Annotated in this window: 20 protein-coding genes; 3 read left to right on the top strand and 17 right to left on the bottom strand. The window is 68.9% G+C overall.

The genetic code is table 11. The features are described from left to right. Positions 1–29 precede the first annotated feature (29 nt). Positions 30–1,031: a helix-turn-helix domain-containing protein gene (locus VKH46_10460; protein HKB71254.1), complete on the top strand. Its 1,002-nt coding sequence runs from the start codon at positions 30–32 to the stop codon at positions 1,029–1,031. Here the strand turns inward: VKH46_10460 and VKH46_10455 are convergent. The 17 genes from VKH46_10455 to VKH46_10375 all read right to left on the bottom strand — a co-directional run bounded on the left by VKH46_10455 (position 994) and on the right by VKH46_10375 (position 18,109). Next, positions 994–1,599, bottom strand: coding sequence for an HAD family hydrolase (locus tag VKH46_10455; GenBank protein HKB71253.1), 606 nt, complete (start codon positions 1,597–1,599; stop codon positions 994–996). The genes VKH46_10460 and VKH46_10455 overlap by 38 nt on opposite strands. Then, positions 1,596–2,357: an energy transducer TonB gene (locus VKH46_10450; GenBank protein ID HKB71252.1), complete on the bottom strand. Its 762-nt coding sequence runs from the start codon at positions 2,355–2,357 to the stop codon at positions 1,596–1,598. The genes VKH46_10455 and VKH46_10450 overlap by 4 nt, the downstream gene beginning before the upstream one ends. Continuing rightward, complete coding sequence (gene lipA / locus VKH46_10445) at positions 2,354–3,268, bottom strand: lipoyl synthase (protein HKB71251.1); 915 nt, start codon at positions 3,266–3,268, stop codon at positions 2,354–2,356. The genes VKH46_10450 and lipA overlap by 4 nt, the downstream gene beginning before the upstream one ends. 148 nt (positions 3,269–3,416) lie before the next feature. Beyond that, the gene (locus VKH46_10440; GenBank protein ID HKB71250.1) at positions 3,417–4,061 is read right to left on the bottom strand and encodes a redox-sensing transcriptional repressor Rex; all 645 of its coding nucleotides are present in this window, start codon (positions 4,059–4,061) and stop codon (positions 3,417–3,419) included. Continuing rightward, positions 4,058–5,521, bottom strand: a complete 1,464-nt coding sequence (locus VKH46_10435) for an NADH-quinone oxidoreductase subunit N (GenBank protein HKB71249.1) — start codon at positions 5,519–5,521, stop codon at positions 4,058–4,060. The genes VKH46_10440 and VKH46_10435 overlap by 4 nt, the downstream gene beginning before the upstream one ends. Continuing rightward, positions 5,518–7,041, bottom strand: a complete 1,524-nt coding sequence (locus VKH46_10430) for an NADH-quinone oxidoreductase subunit M (protein ID HKB71248.1) — start codon at positions 7,039–7,041, stop codon at positions 5,518–5,520. Before VKH46_10430 ends, VKH46_10435 begins: the two co-directional genes overlap by 4 nt. Further along, on the bottom strand, positions 7,038–8,987 hold the full coding sequence (gene nuoL, locus VKH46_10425) for an NADH-quinone oxidoreductase subunit L (GenBank protein HKB71247.1): 1,950 nt from the start codon (positions 8,985–8,987) through the stop codon (positions 7,038–7,040). Before nuoL ends, VKH46_10430 begins: the two co-directional genes overlap by 4 nt. Before the next feature lie 5 nt (positions 8,988–8,992). After that, positions 8,993–9,298: an NADH-quinone oxidoreductase subunit NuoK gene (gene nuoK / locus VKH46_10420; GenBank protein HKB71246.1), complete on the bottom strand. Its 306-nt coding sequence runs from the start codon at positions 9,296–9,298 to the stop codon at positions 8,993–8,995. Further along, on the bottom strand, positions 9,295–9,816 hold the full coding sequence (locus VKH46_10415; GenBank protein HKB71245.1) for an NADH-quinone oxidoreductase subunit J: 522 nt from the start codon (positions 9,814–9,816) through the stop codon (positions 9,295–9,297). Before VKH46_10415 ends, nuoK begins: the two co-directional genes overlap by 4 nt. Further along, positions 9,813–10,853, bottom strand: a complete 1,041-nt coding sequence (gene nuoH, locus VKH46_10410; protein ID HKB71244.1) for an NADH-quinone oxidoreductase subunit NuoH — start codon at positions 10,851–10,853, stop codon at positions 9,813–9,815. Before nuoH ends, VKH46_10415 begins: the two co-directional genes overlap by 4 nt. Further along, positions 10,850–12,478 (bottom strand): 2Fe-2S iron-sulfur cluster-binding protein, encoded by a 1,629-nt coding sequence (locus tag VKH46_10405; protein ID HKB71243.1) that lies wholly within the window; start codon positions 12,476–12,478, stop codon positions 10,850–10,852. The genes nuoH and VKH46_10405 overlap by 4 nt, the downstream gene beginning before the upstream one ends. Positions 12,479–12,683: 205 nt before the next feature. Continuing rightward, entirely contained in the window at positions 12,684–13,994 is a 1,311-nt protein-coding gene (gene nuoF, locus VKH46_10400; protein ID HKB71242.1) for an NADH-quinone oxidoreductase subunit NuoF, read from the bottom strand. 1 nt (position 13,995) lies between these two features. After that, positions 13,996–14,514 carry an NADH-quinone oxidoreductase subunit NuoE gene (gene nuoE, locus VKH46_10395; protein HKB71241.1) on the bottom strand — a complete coding sequence of 173 codons (519 nt, stop codon included), beginning with the start codon at positions 14,512–14,514 and terminating at the stop codon, positions 13,996–13,998. Between the two features lie 7 nt (positions 14,515–14,521). After that, on the bottom strand, positions 14,522–14,875 hold the full coding sequence (locus VKH46_10390; GenBank protein ID HKB71240.1) for an NADH-quinone oxidoreductase subunit A: 354 nt from the start codon (positions 14,873–14,875) through the stop codon (positions 14,522–14,524). Positions 14,876–15,088: 213 nt separating this feature from the next. Then, positions 15,089–15,817: a hypothetical protein gene (locus VKH46_10385; GenBank protein HKB71239.1), complete on the bottom strand. Its 729-nt coding sequence runs from the start codon at positions 15,815–15,817 to the stop codon at positions 15,089–15,091. A gap of 64 nt (positions 15,818–15,881) precedes the next feature. Next, positions 15,882–16,760: a peptidylprolyl isomerase gene (locus tag VKH46_10380; protein ID HKB71238.1), complete on the bottom strand. Its 879-nt coding sequence runs from the start codon at positions 16,758–16,760 to the stop codon at positions 15,882–15,884. 59 nt (positions 16,761–16,819) lie between these two features. After that, the gene (locus VKH46_10375; GenBank protein HKB71237.1) at positions 16,820–18,109 is read right to left on the bottom strand and encodes a M48 family metallopeptidase; all 1,290 of its coding nucleotides are present in this window, start codon (positions 18,107–18,109) and stop codon (positions 16,820–16,822) included. Between the two features lie 52 nt (positions 18,110–18,161). Between VKH46_10375 and VKH46_10370 the strand changes: the two genes are divergently transcribed. Both VKH46_10370 and VKH46_10365 read left to right on the top strand, forming a co-directional pair. Continuing rightward, positions 18,162–18,845: a glycosyltransferase family 2 protein gene (locus VKH46_10370; protein HKB71236.1), complete on the top strand. Its 684-nt coding sequence runs from the start codon at positions 18,162–18,164 to the stop codon at positions 18,843–18,845. Then, positions 18,842–19,156, top strand: a 315-nt coding sequence (locus tag VKH46_10365) for a polysaccharide deacetylase family protein (GenBank protein HKB71235.1), incomplete at its 3' end; no start/stop codon positions are given. The genes VKH46_10370 and VKH46_10365, both read left to right, overlap by 4 nt.

Raw genomic sequence — 19,156 nt, 5'->3', positions numbered from 1 at the left:
TGGGCGGGTCCCGGCGTTACAATCAGACGATGGAACCCCTTCTTTCCGACGGGACCCGGCTCGTCGACGAGCTGCTCGCCGAGGTCGAGGATCTCCGGCGCTCGCTCGCCCGCGCCGGCGGGCCGCTCGCGGGGCTCGTGGGCCGGTCCGTGCCGATGCAGGCGCTGTTCGACGAGATCTTCGCCGCGGCCCCGCGCCGCGAAGTGGCCGTGGTCGCGGGAGAGAGCGGGGCGGGGAAGCGGACCGTCGCGGCCGCGCTCCACCGTCTCTCGCCGCGAGGCCGGGAGGCGATCCGCTCGATCGTCTTCGATCCGCGCGGCGCCCCGGTCGCCCCGGGCGAGATCGCGGAGGCGGCGCGAACGTCCGGGACGCTCGTGCTCGAGGGGATCGTCCATGCGTCGCCGGCGCTCCAGCGCCTGGCCGCCGAGGCCGCCGACGCCCCCGGAGCGGCGAGGCTCGTGGTGCTCTCGCCGCGCGAGCCGACGATCGAGGGGAGACTCGACCCCGCGATCGCGCAGCGGGCGGGCGCGACGATCGCCGTGCCTCCGCTGCGAGAGCGCCGCGAGGACATCCCGCTCCTCTCCGAGTACTTCCTGAGGCAGGCCGGCTCCCGGGACGGCGCCGAGCCGGCGATCGATCCGAAGGCTCTCGACGCGATGGCGGCCCACGAGTGGGCCGGCAACGTCCGCGAGCTGCGCAACGTGATCCGGCGGGCCCGGGCCCTCTCCGACGGGCCGATCATCGGCCTGACGGCGATCCAGTCGGTGCTCGGCGGCGTCTCCGCGCGCTCGGAGCGGGACGGCGCGGACGGCCCCTCGGAGAAGGAGATCGTCGCCGTCCGGATCGGCGACTCGATGGCGGACGTCGAGCGCCGCGTGCTGCAGCGGACGCTCCGGTTCGCCAAGGGGAACAAGAGGAAGGCCGCGGAGATGCTGAAGCTCTCGCTGAAGACGATCTACAACAAGGTGAAGGAGTACGGTCTCGAGCGGGAGTTCAACCGGCGATTTCGGAAAGAGCCTCGATCCGAGTAGGAGCGTCGCCGTAGCGGTAGCCGCGGAACGCGACCGGCGCGGCGCGCGCCGCCTCCTCGTCGTACCGCGAGTCGCCCACCATCACGCAATCGGAAAGCGCCAGTCCGAGCCGATCCGCGGCGAGGCGGACGACCGCCGGATCGGGCTTGCCCGCGCCGGCCTCGTCCGCGCAGGCGAACGCGGTGAGGAGACCGGCGACGCCCAGCCGGCCGAGGATCGCCTCGGCGAGACCGCGGTTCGTGTTGGTCGCGAGCGACGTCCTCACCCCGCGTTCCCGCAGCCGGACGAGCGCCGGGGCGGCTTCCGGATTGAGCGCGATGTCGCCCAGGCGCTCCGCGAAGAAGCGGCGGTACGCGGCATCGATTTCCTCGACGCTCCGCTCCGGCATGTACGCCGCGCGGTCCGCCTGCGTCCCGTTGCCGAAGATGCGCAGGAACTCCTCGCGCCCGATGCGCGGGTGTCCGAAATGGGCGAGCGTGTCGTTGTAGACCCCGAACCACGCCTCGGTCGAGAAGATCAGCACCCCGTCCATGTCGAACAGGATGCCGCGCGGCCCGGGCGGAGTCACTTCTTCTTGCGCGCGGCCGACGGAGCGGGAGCCGCGTCGCCGGCGACGCGATACCGCGCCCCACCCGCGGGCCGTCCGTCCACCGTCACGACGAGGGTGTGCACCCCCCGTTCCTCCGGCTTGCGGGAGTCGATCCGGCGGAAGATGTCGGCGCCGATCCCCGCACGCGGGTCGGCCGTCTCGTTCCGATCGAGGACGACCGTCGACTTTCCGGAGGGGAATCGATCGGTCACGACGACCCGAAAGGTCTTTCCCGCGGCTTTCTTCGGGACGTCGACGACGAGCTGGCCGCGCACGCCGGCGTCGCTCGGCTCGATCGCGAAGCCTTCGGGAGCCGACGGATGTCCGTCGGCGCTCGCCGGCATCAGCGAGAAATCGCCGACGATCGGCGCGGGCATCGATCCGGTTTCGGCGATCCGGTTTCGGTCGTCCCGGAAGCGCACGGTCGCGTTGAGGACGATCGGCACGGGCTTGCCGTCTTCCTTTCCCGGCGGGAACTTCGCCAGCCGGAGGTGCGCGAGCGCCGCGTCGTTCAGGACCGGCGACGACGTCGCGAGGACCCGGAGGCCGCTCAACTTTCCGTCGGCGGCGACGTCTCCGGTGACGACGACGTTGCCTTCGATCCCTTTCTTTCGGGCTTCTTCCGGGTAGGGCGCCGGCGGGAAGGCGATGTTGCCCGCCTCGCGCTTCGGAGCGGCGCAGACGGGTACCGAGGCCGCGGCGACGGCCGCGGCGAGGAGGAGCGTTCGAAGCTTCAAGTCGTCTCCTTTTCGATAGCGTGGCGGGCGTGGTACGAGGAACGGACGAGGGGCCCGGCCTCGACGTGGGCGAAACCGAGCCGGAGCCCCTCCTGCCGGAGGGCGGCGAACTCGGCGGGGGTGTAGTACTTCTCCACGGGCAGCCGCTTTTCGTACGGCTGCAGGTACTGTCCGATCGTGGCGATGTCGCAGCCGTGCGCGCGCAGATCGGTCAGCGTCGCGACGATCTCGCCCGCGGACTCGCCGAGGCCGGCCATGATCCCCGACTTCGTCCGCATCGCGGAACCGTCCCGAAGCCTACGGGCGTCGGCGCGAGCCAGCAGCGCGAGCGACCGTTCGTATACGGCGTCGGGCCGGACGCGCCGGTACAGCCGCGGCACGGTCTCGATGTTGTGGTTCAGGACGGTCGGTCCCGCGTCGAGGACGGCGTCGATCGCGTCCGCGTCGCCGCAGAAGTCGGGGACGAGCACCTCGACCGCGCAGCCCGGGTTCCGGCGGCGGATCGCGCGGATCGTCTCCGCGAAGTGCGCGGCGCCGCCGTCCGGCAGATCGTCCCGGTTGACGGACGTGACGACGGCGTGCGCGAGGCCGAGCTCGGCGACCGCCTCCGCGACCCGCGCCGGCTCCTCCGGGTCGATCGTCCCGGGCTTCCCCTTTCCGACGGCGCAAAACCCGCAGTGGCGAGTGCAGACGTCGCCGAGCAGCATGAAGGTCGCCGTCCGCTCCCGCGCCCAGCACTCGTGGATGTTGGGGCAGCGGGCCTCCTCGCACACCGTGACGAGCCGGAGGCGGCGCATCATGGCGTTGACTTCGTCGAATTCGCCGGTCGCCGTGAGGCGCACCTTCAGCCATTCGGGCCGGGCGAGGCGGGTCGCCCTTTCGGGCGCGTCGGGAAACGCCGGGAGCGTCACCCCGGAATTATAGCGGGGACGCAGGTTCGGCCTCCTTTCCAGAGATCCGCCTCGGGTCAACGGATCACTCGTCGAGACGGCGGCCGCCGCCGCTCTCGTTTCCCGTCGCCGTCGCGATCCGGGCTCCGCGGGCTCCGCGAAACCGACGTCAGGCGTTTCTGAGGTAGAAGGAGAGCGTCTCCAGGTGGATCTTCAGGTCCACGTTCTTGACGAAGACGCTCTCGGGCGCCTTCAGCCGCACCGGCGAGAAATTCAGGATCGCGCGCACGCCTGCGGCAACGAGCGTGTCCGTCGTCGGCTGGGCCGCTTCGGGGGGGACGGCGACGACGGCGATGTCGACCGGGTTCCCGGAGAGGAACGCCGGCAGGCTGGCGCCGTCGAGGATCGGGAGGTTTCCGTGGATCGTCTTTCCGATCTTGGCGGGATCCACGTCGAAGAGCGCGACGACCCGGAAGCCGGCCGAGTTGAACCCGCCGTAGCCGGCGAGCGCCTGGCCGAGGTGCCCCGCGCCGCAGAGAATCACGCGCTTGTCCGAGTCGATGCCGAGGAGGCCGACGATGTGCCGGCGCAGGCTCCCCACGTCGTAGCCGACGCCGCGGATCCCGAACTCGCCGAAGGTCGCGAGGTCCTTGCGGATCTGCGCGGAGTTGAGATGGAAGCGGCGGGCGAAGTCGTGCGACGAGATCGTGCGGACGCCGTCCGCCTCGAGCTGCTGCAGGCCGCGGAGATAGATCGAGAGGCGGCGCGCCGTGACCTCGGAGACGGCGTCTCCCGGGGAGAGCCGGCGGCTCATGGCCGCAGGAACGGGACGGCGCGCGAGGCGGCCTGGGCGATCTGCCAGAGACGGGAGGGGAAGACGCCGACGGCGAGGACGCCGAGGCCGCAGAGCAGCAGGGCGAGCCGCGATTCGGCGGCGAGCGGCGCGGGCGCCTCCGGCTCGACCGGCTCGCGCATGTAGAGCACGTAAACGACGCGCAGATAGTACCCGAGCGACACGAGGCTGTTGACGACGCCGACGACGGCGAGCCAGACGAGGTCCTTCTCGATCGCCGACTTGAAGACGAAGAACTTCCCGATGAATCCCGCCGTCGCGGGAATCCCCGCGAGCGAGATCATGCAGAGCGCCAGCACCCCGGCGGCGAGCGGCGCGCGCGTCCCCATTCCCGCCAGCAGTCCCACCGGGTGCGCCTGCGTCTCGTCCCGATAGAGCGCGGCCACGCAGGCGAACGCCCCGATGTTCGTCAGGGCGTACGCGAAGAGGTAGACGAGAACGGCCGAGAACGCGTCCCGGCCGAACACGGCGAGCGCGATCGCGACGTAGCCCATGTGGGCGATCCCCGAGTACGCGAGGAGCCTCTTGATGTCCCGCTGCGCGAGCGCGACGAGGTTTCCGAGGACCATCGAGAGGACCGCGACCGCGGCGAGGCCGGCGCGGACACGGCCGGGGAGGACCCCGTCGAAGAGCCCGGCGAGCACGCGGAAGAGCACGACGAGCGCCGCGCCCTTGGGCGCGACCGACAGGAAGGCGACGGCGGGCGTCGGCATGCCGGCGTAGACGTCGGGCGCCCACGCGTGGAAGGGCGCCAGAGCGATCTTGAACGCGAAGCCCGAGAGGAGGAACACGAGGCCGGCCAGCAGCAGCGGGTCGGCGCCCGCGTGCGCCTCGGCGAACCGGGCGATCGTCGTGGAGCCCGTCTTCCCGAAGATCAGGGCGATCCCGAACAACGTGAACGAGGACGCGAACGCCCCGGTGAGGAAGTACTTCAACCCCGCCTCGGAGGACGCCTCCGAGCGCTTGAAGTAGGCGGCGAGGATGTAGAAACAGAGCGAGAACGTCTCGAGGCCGAGGAAGATGACGAGGAGGTCGAGGCCCCGGGCCATCAGCGACAGTCCGACGGCGCCCCAGAGCAGGAGCGGGTAGAACTCGCCGTCGGACGCGATCAGCCCCGCCGCCACGGCGCGCTCGAGATACGGCCGGGCGACGAGAAGGGTCAGCACGGTGGCGAGGCCGAGGAAGAGGCCGAACGTCCGGGCGAAGATCGACCCGTCGAACGTTCCGGCGAACGCGTCTCCCCCGGGAATCCGCTCGAGGAGCACCATGTAGCCGCCGGCCGCGAGGATCGAGATCGCCGCGAAAGCCCGCCGGGTCGCCGGCAGGAACGCCTCCATGAGCAGGAGGAGACATCCCGCGCCCGCGAGGACGACCTCGGGGACCGCGGCCCGGACGTCGAGCGCGAGCGCGGCGGAGATCATCGGAGCGCCTCGATCGGCGCGGCGGACTTCGCCCGCACGAACGCGAGGAGGGTGTCGACCGACCCGTGGATCTTGTCGAGGAAGAGGTTCGGCGCGACACCGATCACGACCATCGCGACGACGAGCGCCGCGCAGACGAGGAACTCCGACGTCCGGATGTCGGGGAGCGAGCGGTTCTCCTCGTGGACGAGCGGCGTCCAGAAGACGCGCTGGACGAGTGTCAGGAGATACACCGCCGAGAGGATCATGCCGCTCGTCGCGACGATCGCCCACCACTTCGGGACGCCCGGCGCGTTGAAGGTGCCGGTCAGGATCAGGAACTCGCCGACGAACCCGTTCAGCCCGGGGAGCCCGATCGACGAGAGGGTCGCGATGAGGAAGAGCGTCGCCGTCACCGGGACGACCTTCGCGATTCCGCCGTAGGCGGCGATCTCGCGCGTGTGCCGGCGCTCGTAGAGGACGCCGACGAGCAGGAAGAGCGCGCCGGTCGAGAGGCCGTGGTTGACGCTCTGGAGCACCGCGCCCGAGGTCGACGTCGACGTGAGCGCCGCGATCCCGAGCATGACGAGCCCGAGGTGCGCCACCGAGGAGTACGCGACGAGGCGCTTCATGTCCTTCTGCGCGTAGGCGACCATCGACCCGTAGACGATCCCGACGAGGGCCAGGCCCGCGAGCCACGGCGCGAACCGGATCGCCGCCTGGGGGAAGAAGGGGAGCGCGAAGCGGAGGTAGCCGTACACGCCGAGCTTCAGGAGCACCCCGGCGAGGATGATCGAGCCGGCCGTCGGCGCCTCCGTGTGCGCGTCGGGGAGCCAGGTGTGGAGCGGGAACACGGGCACCTTCACGAGGAAGGCCGCGGCGAAGGCGAAGAAGAGGATCGTCTGCGTGGCGATCGGGAACGTCATCGGGTAGAGCTGCTCGAGCGAGAACGACCACTCGCCCGACACGCGGTGGTACTGGATCGCCATGTAGAGGATCGCGACGAACATCAGGAGCGACCCGGCCATCGTGAAGAGGAAGAACTTGACGGCCGCGTAGATCTTCCGCTTGCCGCCCCAGATCCCGATGATGAAGTACATCGGGACGAGCATCACTTCCCAGAAGACGTAGAAGAGGGCGAGATCGAGCGCCGCGAGCGACCCGAGCATCCCCGTTTCCAGGACGAGGAACGCCGCCGTGAAGCCGCGCACGTTCTCCTTCACGTGGGAGAGGGAGAAGATCAGCGCGACCGGGGTCAGGAGCGTCGTCAGCAGGACGAGGAGCAGCGAGATGCCGTCGATTCCGACCGTGTAGGTGATCCCGAGCGGGGGGATCCACGGGACGCTCTCGCCGAACTGGAACGCGGGGACGGCCGGGTCGTAGCCCCAGAGCCCGAGCGAGAGGACGAACACGGCGAGCGAGACGACGACCCCCGCCGTCTTCGCCTCGGTCGCGGCGCGCGCCGGGAAGAGGAGGAGGAGCGCCGCCCCCGCGGCGGGGAGGAAGATCAGCCAGGAGAGGAGATGCGGGATCGCGATCATCGCGGCGCCCACCCGAGATACGCCAGCAGCGCGACGATCCCGAGGAGGAAGGTCAGCGCGTAGTTGCGCACGTTGCCGGTCGTGAAGAAGCGGAGGAGGTCTCCCGAGAGCTCGACGAGGAACGACCCCGCGTTGATCAGCCCGTCGATCACGAGCGTGTCGACGACTTTCCAGAACATGCGCGAGAGCCGGCGGAACGGCCGGTAGATCACGGCCTCGTAGAGCTCGTCGACGTAGAACTTGTTCGAAACGAGGAGGTGAACTCCCGGGAACGCCCGGACGAAGCGCTCGGGGATCGTCCCCGCGCGGTCGCCCGAATAGCAGACGCGGGCGACGATCCACCCGAGGAGCGCGATCCCGACGGAGGCGGCGATCAGCGCGATCTCGGTCCCGCGCGAGAGCTCAGCGACTTGCGCGCCGCGTCCGAGCGCGGCCCCTCCGGTGATCGGCGGAACGATCGGGTCGAGGAAGCGGTGGAACAGGTTCGCCCGCGGTCCGAGGAGCGCGGGGAGCCCGACGAGACCGCCGGCGGTCGAGAGCACCGCCAGGATCACGAGCGGAATGGTCATCGAGGGCGGCGACTCGTGCAGGTGGCGCTTTTCCTCCTCGGTCCCGCGGAACGTCCCGAAGAAGGTCAGGTAGACGACGCGGAACATGTAGAAGGAGGTGAGCCCCGCGGCGAGGAATCCGATCCCCCAGAGGATCGGATTCCTGGCGAACACCGCGCCGAGGATCTCGTCCTTCGAGAAGAAGCCGGCCCAGATCGGGATCCCGGCGATCGCGAGCGTCGCGGCGAGGAACGTCCAGAAGGTCACGGGGAGGGCGCGGCGCAGGCCCCCCATGCGGCGCATGTCCTGCTCGCCTCCCATGGCGTGGATGACGGACCCGGAGCCGAGGAAGAGGAGCGCCTTGAAGAAGGCGTGCGTCAGGACGTGGAACATACCGGCCACGAACGCCCCGACGCCGCAGGCGAGGAACATGTAGCCGAGCTGGGAGATCGTCGAGTACGCGAGGACCTTCTTGATGTCGGTCTGCGCGGTGCCGATGATCGCGGCGAAGAGCGCGGTGGCGCCCCCCACGATCGCGACGACCGCCATCGCCGTCGGAGAGAGCCGGAAGAAGACGTTCGCGCGCGCGACGACGTACACGCCCGCGGTGACCATGGTCGCCGCGTGGATCAGGGCCGAGACCGGCGTGGGGCCGGCCATCGCGTCGGGGAGCCAGACGTAAAGCGGCAGCTGCGCGCTCTTGCCGCACGCGCCGACGAAGAGGCAGAGCGCGATCGCCGTCATGGCCGGCGCGAACCGGCCCGGCGCGGCCGCGGCGGCCGGGAAGATGCGGTCGAACTCGAGCGTGCCGAAGAGCCCGAGGATCAGGAAGAGGCCGATCAGGAAGCCGAAATCGCCGACGCGGTTCGCGACGAAGGCCTTGCGCCCGGCGCGCGCGGAAGACTCCTTCTGGTAGTCGAACGCGATGAGGAGATAGGAGCACAGCCCCACGCCCTCCCACCCCACGAAGAGGATCAGGAAGTTCGCGCCGAGGACGAGCGTCAGCATGGAGAACATGAAGAGGTTCAGGTAGGAGAAGTAGCGCCAGTACCCCTCCTCGGCGTGCATGTAGCCGACCGAATAGACGTGGATCAGGAGGCCGACGAAGGTCACGAACGACAGCATCAGCGCCGAAAGAGGATCGAGGCGCATCGCGAAGTCGACCGCGACGTTCCCCGCGCGGATCCAGGAGCCGTAGCGCTCGACGACCGGCGCCGCGTTTCCTCCGAAGACGCCGGCCGCGTACGGGACGAGGCGCGCGTACGCGAGCACGGTCGTCAGGGCGACGGAGCCGACGCCGCAGACCGTGACGAACGTCTTCCCGAGCCGGCGGCCCAGCAGCCCGCACAGGAGGAACCCGGCGAACGGCAGGAGGGGAAGGAGCCAGAGCGGGATCATCGCGCTCACCACTTCAGGAGGTTGATCTTGTTCACGTCGATCGTCTCGTGATGGCGGAAGACGGCGACGAAGATCGCGAGCCCGACGGCGGCCTCGGCCGCGGCGACGACGATCGCGAAGAAGACGACGATCTGCCCCTGGTACCCGCCGACCTTCGCGCCGAATCCGACGATCGCGAGGTTGGCGGCGTTCAGCATCAGCTCGATCGAGAGGAAGATCGTGATCGCGTTCCGGCGCAGCAGCGCGCCGGCGAGGCCGAGCGCGAAAAGCGCGACGGAGACGACGAGGACGTCCGTCAGCGGGACGCTCACGGCGCGGCGCTTCCGGAGCGCTCGCGGCGCATCAGCACGTAGGCGCCGGTGAGCGAGGCCAGGAGCAGCACGGAGACGGCCTCGAACGGGAGCGCCGCCTGCGAGAAGAGCGCCCGCGCCAGCGGCTCGACGGCGCCCGTGGCGGGCGGCTGCCCCGAGGTCCCGGTGATCTCGCCGGAACGCCGCACGTCGGAGAGGAGGATTGCCGCGAGCGCGACGATCCCCACGAGGGCGAAGAGCTTCTGGAAGGGGCGCCGGTCGGCGGTTTCCTCCTCGGTCTGGAGATTCAGGAGCATCGTGACGAACAGGAAGAGGACGAGGATCGCCCCGGCGTAGACGATCACCTGGATCGCCGCGAGGAACGGCGCCGAAAGGAGCACGAATCCCGCGGCGAGCGCGAAGAACGAGACGACGATCGCGAGCAGGCTCTTGATCGGGTTGCGGTGGACGACCATCACCGCCGCGAAGACGAACGCGACCGCGCCCGCGAGGTCGAAGATCAGCCGCGCCGCGTTCACAGCACCCCGCTTCGGACCAGGAGGGCGGTCCAGAGGAGGTTCGCGAACGCGAGCGGAAGGAGGACCTTCCACCCGAGCCTCATCAGCTGGTCGTAGCGGAAGCGGGGGAGCGTCCATCGCACCCAGATGAAGACCAGGAGGAAGAAGGCCGTCTTCGCGGCGAACACCGCGACCGAGACGAGGCCGCCGAAGAGGCCGGTCGGGTGGAAGAACGGGAGCGACCACCCGCCGAAGTACATCGTGACGATGAACGCGGATCCGACCGTCATCGCGATGTACTCGGCCATGAAGAACGCGCCGAACTTGAAGGCGGAATATTCGGTGTGGTAGCCGCCGACGAGCTCCGCGTCGGCTTCGGCGAGGTCGAACGGCACGCGGTTGGTCTCGGCGAACGCCGCGATCGTGAAGACGACGAAGCCGAAGAACTGCGGGACGACGTTCCACCGAAGGAACGATGCGTGCTGCGCCTCGACGACCCGCGTCAGCCGGAGCGACGACGAGGAAAGGAAGACTCCCGCCGCGGCCGTCGTCATCGCGAGCTCGTAGGAGATGACCTGCGCGGCGGACCGGAAGCCGCCCATCAGGGAGTACTTGTTGTTCGAGGACCAGCCGGCGAGCACGATCCCGTAGACCGAGAGCCCCGTCATCGCGAAGATGAAGAGCGCGCCGATCGGCACGTCGGCGCCGACCAGGGGGACGATCCTCCCCGCGATCGGGATCGGCGGCCCGTACGGGATGACGGCGAAGCCGACGAGCGCGGAGAACATGACGATCCAGGGCGCCAGCGTGTAGAGGAACGCGTCGGCGTTGTCCGGCGTAATGTCCTCCTTGAAGAAGAACTTGAGCGCGTCGGCCAGGGGCTGGCCGAGCCCGAACGCGCGCCAGCCGAAGAACCCGACCCGGTTGGGCCCCGGACGGTCCTGGATGAGGCCCGCCCCGCGGCGCTCCGCCCACGTGAGGACGGGGACCGCCATCGCGGCCCCGAGGACGGGGACGAGCGGCCGCAGCACGACGATCACCCAGTCGGCGGCGCTCACAGTCCTCCTTCGGCGACGAAGAGTCCCTTCTTCATCGTCAACCCGCCGTCTAAGACCTCCTCGTCGACCGCGTAGCCGGGAATCTCGGCGGCGAGGAGCGAATAGATCGAGATCGGGTTCCAGGAGGGGTCCCCGAATCCGAGCGCGAGGGAGAGGAGGAGGAGGATCTCCCAGTCGGCCTTGACCGGGGGCCGGGCGAGCATCGCGCGCTCGAACCGCTGCACGCGGCCGAAGCGGTTCGTGAACGTCCCCTCCTTCTCGGCGAGGGAGGCCGCCGGCAGGACGACGTCCGCCTCGCGCGTGAGGAGGTTTTCCGTGCGGGCGTGGACGACGAGGAGCTTCGCGCGGCGCAGGGCCGCGACGCGGTCCGGGTTGTCGGCGTCCTTCGACCACGCGGCGTCGGCGACGTAGACGATCTCGGGAGTGAAGCGGCCGTCGAAGAGGGCGGCGAGCCCCTTTCCGCTCGCCGCGGGGGCCACCCCGACGTCCCGCGCCCCTTTGAGATTCGGCGCCGCGAGCCCCGAGCTCTCGATCCATCCGCTCTTCGAGGGCATGCGGCGCACGCGATCGGCGTCCGCCGAGACGTCGATGTTCGGGACGTGCAGCGTGTCCGCGAAAAGCCTCCGGAGCAGCCAGTTCTCCTCGTTGGAGAGGAACGGAGAGCCGACGGCGAGGATCGCCCCGGGGCCGGGGCCCGCGACGGTCTCCCGGATCCGCGACGCGATCCGCTCGATTGCCGCGTCCCACGGGAGGGTCTTCTCGTCGCCCCCCTCGCGGACGAGCGGCCGCGTGTAGACGCGCTCGTTCAAGCTCTCGGCGAGGAACCGGCCGTGGTCGCAGAGCCAGTAATCGTTGACCTCGGGGTTGAGCCGCGGCATGGAGCGGAAGACCACGCCGCCGCGCGACTCGATCGTGTTGTTGCAGCCGATGTCGCATCCGAAGCAGACCGACGGCGTCTTCTTGAGGTACCAGACCCGCTGCCGGAACCGGAACTCCTCGACGGTCAAGGCCCCCACCGGGCAGACGTCGGCGGCGCACGCCGACCAGTCGTTGTCGAGCTCGCGCCCCTCGTGCGTCCAGACGAGCGTCGTGCCGGCGCGGTCGAGGAACGTGAGCTCTCCGGTCTTCGCGATCTCGTGGGTGAACCGGATGCAGCGGGTGCAGAGGATGCAGCGGGTCATGTCCGCGATCACCCGCGGGCCGATCTTCGTCCGCGAATAGCCCTCGTACTGCTTCTTGCGCTCGTCGTAGCGGGACTGCTGGAACCCGTAGCCGAAGGAATTGTCCTGGAGCTTGCACTCTCCCGCCTGGTCGCAGATCGGGCAGTCGAGGGGGTGGTTGATGAGGAGGAACTCCATCGTCCCCTTCTGCGCATCCTTCGTCTTCTGCGAGCCGGTCTTGACGACCATGCCGTCCTTGATCGGCGTCGTGCAGGCGGCCTGGATCTTCGGCATCCCCTCGATCTCGACGAGGCACATCCGGCACTGGCCGACGACGGAGAAGCGCGGGTGGTAGCAGAAGTGGGGGATCTCGATGCCGGCGAGCTTGGCGGCCTCGATCAGATTCGTTCCGTCGGGCACTTCGACGGTGCGGGTTTCGGCGTCCTGGAACGTGATCTTCGGCATCGAATATTCTTCGCGGCTTACCGCCGCGAGCTCCCCGCGCGGGACGTCCTTCGAGCGGCTTGCCGCCGCGACGCCCCGCCGATGCCTCTCGTCATTGTCGTGCCACGTTCAGTTCGCGCGGCGATCACGCCACGTTCGATTTGCGCGGCGATCACGCCACGTTCGATTCGCGCGGCGATCACGCCACGTTCGATTTGCGCGGCGATCACGCCACGACCTCTTCTCGTGCGCCGACCAGGCACCGCTTGTGGGCGACGTGATAGTCGTATTCCTCGCGGAACTTCGGGACCGTCGAGACGACGTGTCCGACCGCCGCGTCCGCGAAGACGCAGAGCGTCATGCCGTTGTTCATCTGCCGGGCCATCGGGAGCAGCAGCTCGACGTCCTCGGGCCGCCCCTGCCCCGCCTCGATCCGCGTGAGGACCTTCAGGAGCCAGGGGCACCCTTCCCGGCACGGCGTGCACTGGCCGCACGACTCGTGCGCGAAGAACTTCGCGAGGTTCCTCGCCGCGCGCACGATGCAGGTGTCCTCGTTCATCACGACGATCGCCGCCGAGCCGAGCATCGACCCTTTCGCCGCGACCCCGTCGAAGTCGAGCGGGCAGTCCTCGATCTCGGCGGCGGTCAGCATCGGCGCCGACGCGCCTCCCGGGATGACCGCCTTCACGTTCCGGTTCCCGCGCATTCCGCGGCCGTACTCGTCGCCGAAGATCAGGTCCTTGAGCGGCAGCCCCATCGGGGCCTCGTAGACGCCCGGGCGGTTCACGTGGCCCGACAGGCAATAGAGCTTCGGCCCGGTGTTCTTTTCGTTCCGGCCGATCCCGGCGAACCATTCCGCGCCGCGGTTCATGATGAGCGGCACGCAGGCGATGGTCTCGACGTTGTTGACGATCGTCGGGCACGCGAACGCGCCCGATACCGCGGGAAAGGGCGGCTTGACGCGCGGCTGGCCGCGCTTTCCTTCCAGGGATTCCAGGAGCGCCGTCTCTTCGCCGCAGATGTACGCGCCGGCTCCCCGGTGGACGACGATGTCGAGCTCGACGCCCGAGCCCTTCACGTTCTCGCCCAGATATCCCTTCCCGTACGCCTCGCGGATCGCGTCGGTCAGGATCCGCGCTCCGTCCCAGAACTCGCCGCGGATGTAGATATAGGCGCGCCGGCAGCCGATCGCGTACGCCGAGATCATCATCCCCTCGAGGACGAGATGCGGGTCGCGCTCGATCAGGAGCCGGTCCTTGAACGTGCCCGGCTCCGATTCGTCGGCGTTCAGGACGAGGTAGATCGGCTTCCCTTTCGTGTCCTTCGGGATGAACGTCCATTTCACGCCCGTCGGGAATCCCGCGCCGCCGCGGCCCCGGAGCCCCGATTTCTTCACCGTCTCGGAGATCGACGCCGGTTCGGGTTTCTCCCGCAGGACCTTCTCCCAGGCCCGGTACCCGCCGTCGCGGACGTACCCGTCGATCGCGCGCGAGTTCTCCTTGCCGATCCGCGCGAGCAGGACTTTCTCGTACGCCACGTCAGGCTTCCTTCGCGAGGTCGGCCAGGAGCGCGTCGAGCTTCTCGGGCGTCATCGGCTCGTGGTACCGGTCGTTGACCTGCATCGAGGGGGCGCGGTCGCATCCCGCGATGCACTCGACCTCCGTGATCGTGAACTTCCGATCCGGGGTCGTCTCGCCGGCGTGGATGCCGAGCTTCCTCTCGCAGTGGGCGAGGAGGTCGTCGGCGCCGTTCAAGTGGCAGGAGATCGACGTGCAGAACTGGAGGTCGTACCTTCCGATCGGCTCGAGGTTGTACATCGTGTAGAAGGTGAGCACCCCGTCCACGAACGCCGTCGAGAGCCCGAGGAGATCGGCGACCGCCTCGACGGCCTCCCGCGGGATCCACCCCATCCGGTCCTGGACGATCCAGAGGACCGGGAGGAGCGCGGCCTGTTTCGTCGGGTATTTGCCGAGGAGCGAGTCGATCGCGCGGCTCTCCTCCGGCGTGAAGGAAAAGGGAGCGCCGCATTCCCGCGACGAATAGCGGAGCTTCTTCATCGCGCCGTCACCAGTCGAGGGCTCCCTTCTTCCAGATGTAGGCGTAGCCGACTGCGAGTGTCGCGAGGAAGACGATCATCTCGAGGAACATTCCCCAGCCGTGGCTCCGGAAGATGACGGTCCAGGGATAGAGGAACGCGATTTCGACGTCGAACAGGATGAAGACCATCGCCACGACCGAGTACTTGACCGAGATGCGCTTCCTCGACTCGTCGAGGAGCGGCATGCCGCACTCGTACGTCGAGAGCTTGCGGCGGGTCCGGACGTGCCGGCCGAGGATGGCGTTGAGCCCGAGCAGGGCGGCTGCGAGGAGCGCCGCGAAGACCATGAGCACCAAAATCGGAATGAAGGATGAAGCCACGCGCTCTCCGACTTCTTTTCACGCAATTCCGAGTGCGTGAAAAATTTCACGAGGAGTCTATGCGGGCGCGCCGCGAGGGTCAACCGAGCGGCGCGCCCGAAAACTCGAAGCACGAATTCTCGAAACACGAAACAAATTCGAATCTCGAAATCCGAACGGCCGAAAGGGAGGCGTTTTGCGGGCTTTCCCCGTTTTTTCGTTTTCGTATTTCGGTCATTCGGATTTCGGACCTGTTTCGGATTTCGGGTTTCGGATTCCGAAAGCCCGAAGGATTTCCGAAAGGGTCCGGCGGCGTTCGGTTTCCGGACCAGGTCCGGGTTCCACGACGAAATCGCCGTCGACACAGAAAATACCGTCTTCGGAAGTCTGGATATTTCGCGGATTCTCGGGGTCCGGCTCGCCGGCGACGAGAAGCCGGTCCCCGGGGACCGGGAGGCGATAGCCGGGCACGACGGAGCAGAGTGTGATGCCCTGAATTTCGACCCGGCCGATTCGTTCGAGGAAGGTCGCTTGTTCTTTCTCCGCTCGCTTCCCAGTTCGGTCTGTGAGGATTCGATTCACACGAGCCCACACCAGCGATGCGGGGCGAGCGTCCTCGCCGAATCCCGGCACGATCCGCTCGACGGTGACTGTCAGCACGATCGGCTTTTCGGCGAGACCTTCGAAGCCTTTTTCAGGGGCGGCTCCGATGACGACGCCGAGAACCGGCTGGACGCAGTAATCGTCTCCCGGCTGAGGAGGATCCGCCCGGTGCAACCGAAGAGCGTCGCTGAGCCGGGTCTCGAAATCGAAACGGAAAGGCGGCTTCCCGAGGTCCGAAAAGGAGGCGCCGCGAACGACCTCCGCAGGAGCGAAGCGGATCACCCGCCTTCCGGCATCGGTTCGCTCCCAGAGGATGTCCGCTTCTCGCCCAGGCGCGATCGGCCCGCCGATCGCGATCATTCCCAGACCGGCGGCAAGCATTCGGAAAACCAGGCGATGAGGTTTTCGGAAAGCCGGCACGAGGCTACGGAGCGGGCTTCGCCGCCGGCCGCACCGGCAACGGAACGTTGCAGAGCGAGACGTACCCCGCCGGCCGGACGAACCAGCTCTCGCGCCGGTTCCGGCGCGACTCGACCCAGGCGGCGAAGGTCGGCGTGTCGGTGCGGAGGGCTTCGAGGTTCGTTCTCTCTTTCGCCGGGAGGTCGGCCGCGAGCCGGACCGACTCTATCGGGACGAACTGCGCTGGCTTGTCGTAGAAGCCGAGCGGCCCCGAACCGCGCGGGAGCGTCGAGAGGAGCTCGATTCCCTTGACGACGCGTCCGACGACCGTGACGTTCCGGTCGAGATGCCGCGGCGCGTTTCCGATCACGACGTAGAGCTCGCTTCCGTTTCCCGACTTCGGGTCGTCGCCGCGGCCGACGCCGACCATCCCGTAGCAGTGCGCGAGCCAGGCTTCGCCGCTCTTCGGGTCGCGCCCGGCCGGGAATCCGTTCGAGAACCCGGATTCCGGCGCGTAGCCGTCGGGGCCCTCGAGACGTGTGAACGGCAGCGCGGAGGCATTGGCGCGCGTCAGCTCGCCGGGAAGCGTCGCCTTCGCATCGCCGAGAGACTTCGCCTTCGCCTTGTCGTCGCCGTTCGGGTCTCCCCACTGGACGACGTAGTTGTCCTGCGAGCGGACGATCGCGAGCCCGTCGTAATACTTCTCCCGGACGAGCTTCACGATGTTCGCGAAATGCTCGGGAGCGAACGCGGGCGCGAGCTCGATCACGACGCGCCCCGAGGCGAGATCGAGGTAGAGCGTGTTCTCGGGCGGGATCGGCCGCCAGTCGGAGGATTTCGAGGCGGCGAGGACGTCGGCGCTCGTCGGGGCGGCGGGCTTCGCGGTGGGCGCCGGGACGGGCATCGTTTCTCCGAACGCGGCGGCCGCGAACAGGAGCACCACCGAGGCGAACGGTCCCTTCCTCATGACGTCTCTCCCTTCGCGGCGGCCGCGTGCTCCCGTTTCCATTCCTCGCAGAACTCGATCCGGTGCTTGAGCGACGGGTGCGTGTAGAACCAGAGCTCGATGATCCGCGGCGGATCGTACTCCGACAGGTCGTGCGTGTTGAACTTCGCAAAGCCCGCCGCGAGCGCGTCGGGATCGCGCACGACGTCCAGGGAAAACGCGTCCGCCTGGTGCTCCTCCCAGCGCGAGAAGGCGTTGGCGGCGGGCGCCGCGAGGAACGAAAAGACCGAGACGATCAGGAGCACGAGCGGCAGGCCGGCGGGATCCGAGACGGGGCCGATCGCCCAGCGTTCTCCCCGCCGCGCGGCGAGTCGAGGGTAGAGCCCCTTCACGAGTCCCGCGCCGAGGAGGATCAGGACCGCCCCGAGCGCGAGCCCCTTCCACAGGTGATGGAGGACGTAGTGTCCCATCTCGTGCCCCATGACCGCCACGATCTCGCGAGGCGTCTGGGTCTGGAGCAGCGTGTCGTAGATGACGATCCGCTCGGTCCCGAGGAGCCCCGCGACGTAGGCGTTCGTGTGCCCCGACTGGCGGCTCGCGTCGACCTCGTACACGTCGTCGGCGGCGATTCCCTGCGAGTGCGCGAGGTCCAGAAGCTTCGTCTTCAGCGGCCCCGGCGCGAGCGGCGTGAACTTGTTGAAGAGCGGCGCGATGAACACCGGCTCGACGGCGACCGCGAAGATCGTGAACGCCATCGCCACGGCCGCGCCGATCAGCCACCACCGGCGCGGAAAGCGGCGAATGACGGCGTAGAGCGCAACCGCGAACACGCCGCCGAGGACGACGCCGAGCCCGAGCCCCTTCCCCCAGTCGCCGAACCATTGCGGAAGGCTCTGGTGCGCGAAACCGTACCGCTTCTCGCGGTACCAGCCGGAATAAACGTCGAGCGGGAGGGCGAAAAGCGACGTGACGAGGACGAAGAGCCCGAAATAGAGGAAGACGGCGAGGTTCTCGCGACCCGTGCGCCGCCGCGCCCAATCGCGCATCCGCGCGGAGAACCGGAAGCGCAGGAGTCCCCAGAGCACCGCGAGTCCCCACAGGCTCCCGGCGATCGAGAGCGCATAGCGGCCGTGCATGTAGCGGATCTGGCGGCTCTGATCCCGGGGGATCTCGACTTTCTCCTCGGGGCTCGCGGCGGCCGTCGCCGGCTGCGGGGGCGCCGAAGGCGCGGCGGCGCGCTGGCCGGCGCCCCGCGAGGGCAGAGCCGCCGCGGCCAGGAACATCATGACGAGCCCGGCGCGCTTCACGATCCGGATTCTACGGCGCGGCCGTTCCCTCGAACGTTAGAATCGCGGGTTCATGCCGGAGATGCCGCTGGCCTTCGCCGCGCTCATTCCCGCCTTCGAGTGCGCCCCGACGATCGGTCCCGTCGTCGCCGCGGCGAAGCGGCACGTGGCGAACGTCGTGGTCGTCGACGACGGGTCGCGGGACGCCACGGGCGCCGAGGCGGCCCGCGCCGGAGCCCGCGTCCTCACGCGGCGCGAGAACGGCGGGAAGGGCGCGGCGATCCGGACGGGCCTCGAGAGCCTCCTCGCGAACCCGCGCGTGTCGCACGTGGTATTCCTCGACGGCGACGGTCAGCACGACCCGGCGGAGATCCCGAAGTTCCTCGACGCCGCGGGACGCGGCGAGCCCTTCGTGATCGGCTCCCGGATGGGAGAGCCGGACGCGATCCCCGCCTACCGATACGAGACCAACCGGATCGGCGACATGATCCTCTCGAGGATGACGGGGCTGCGGGTCGAGGACGGCCAGTCGGGGTTCCGCGCGGTCGCTTCGGCGCTTCTGGCGAAGGTCCGGCTGCGCGCCAACGGGTATCTCGTCGAGACGGAGATGCTGCTGAAGGCGGCGCCCTTCGTCCGCCGTTTCGCGACCGTCCCGATCCGCGCGATCTACGGGGGGCCGTCGCATTACCGCCCTTTCCGCGACACGTGGAAGATTTCGTGGGGAGCCGTGTTCATCAAGGTCTTCGAGACGGAATGACGGCGCAACCCGTCCGCTTCGATCCCGCGCCGGCCGTCCTCACGGTCGATCTCGAGGAATGGTTCTGCATCTGCGGCGACGAGCACTACTCCGATCCGCGGAACTGGGACGCGTTCGAGCCGACGATCGAGCGCAACGCCGCCGCGCTCCTCGAGCGGTTCTCCGCCGCGGGCCGGCGAGCGACCTTCTTCGTCGTCGGCTGGATCGCCCGGCGCTACCCCGCGCTCGTGAAGCGGATCGCGTCGGCGGGCCACGAGATCGCGTTCCACGGGATGACGCACCGCCGCTGCGACGAGATGACCGCGGCCGAG

This window comes from Thermoanaerobaculia bacterium (genome assembly GCA_035260525.1).
Classification (GTDB): domain Bacteria; phylum Acidobacteriota; class Thermoanaerobaculia; order UBA5066; family DATFVB01; genus DATFVB01.
The sequence above is the reverse complement of the archived record's forward strand: the minus strand, read 5'-3'. Positions and strand labels throughout refer to the sequence as shown.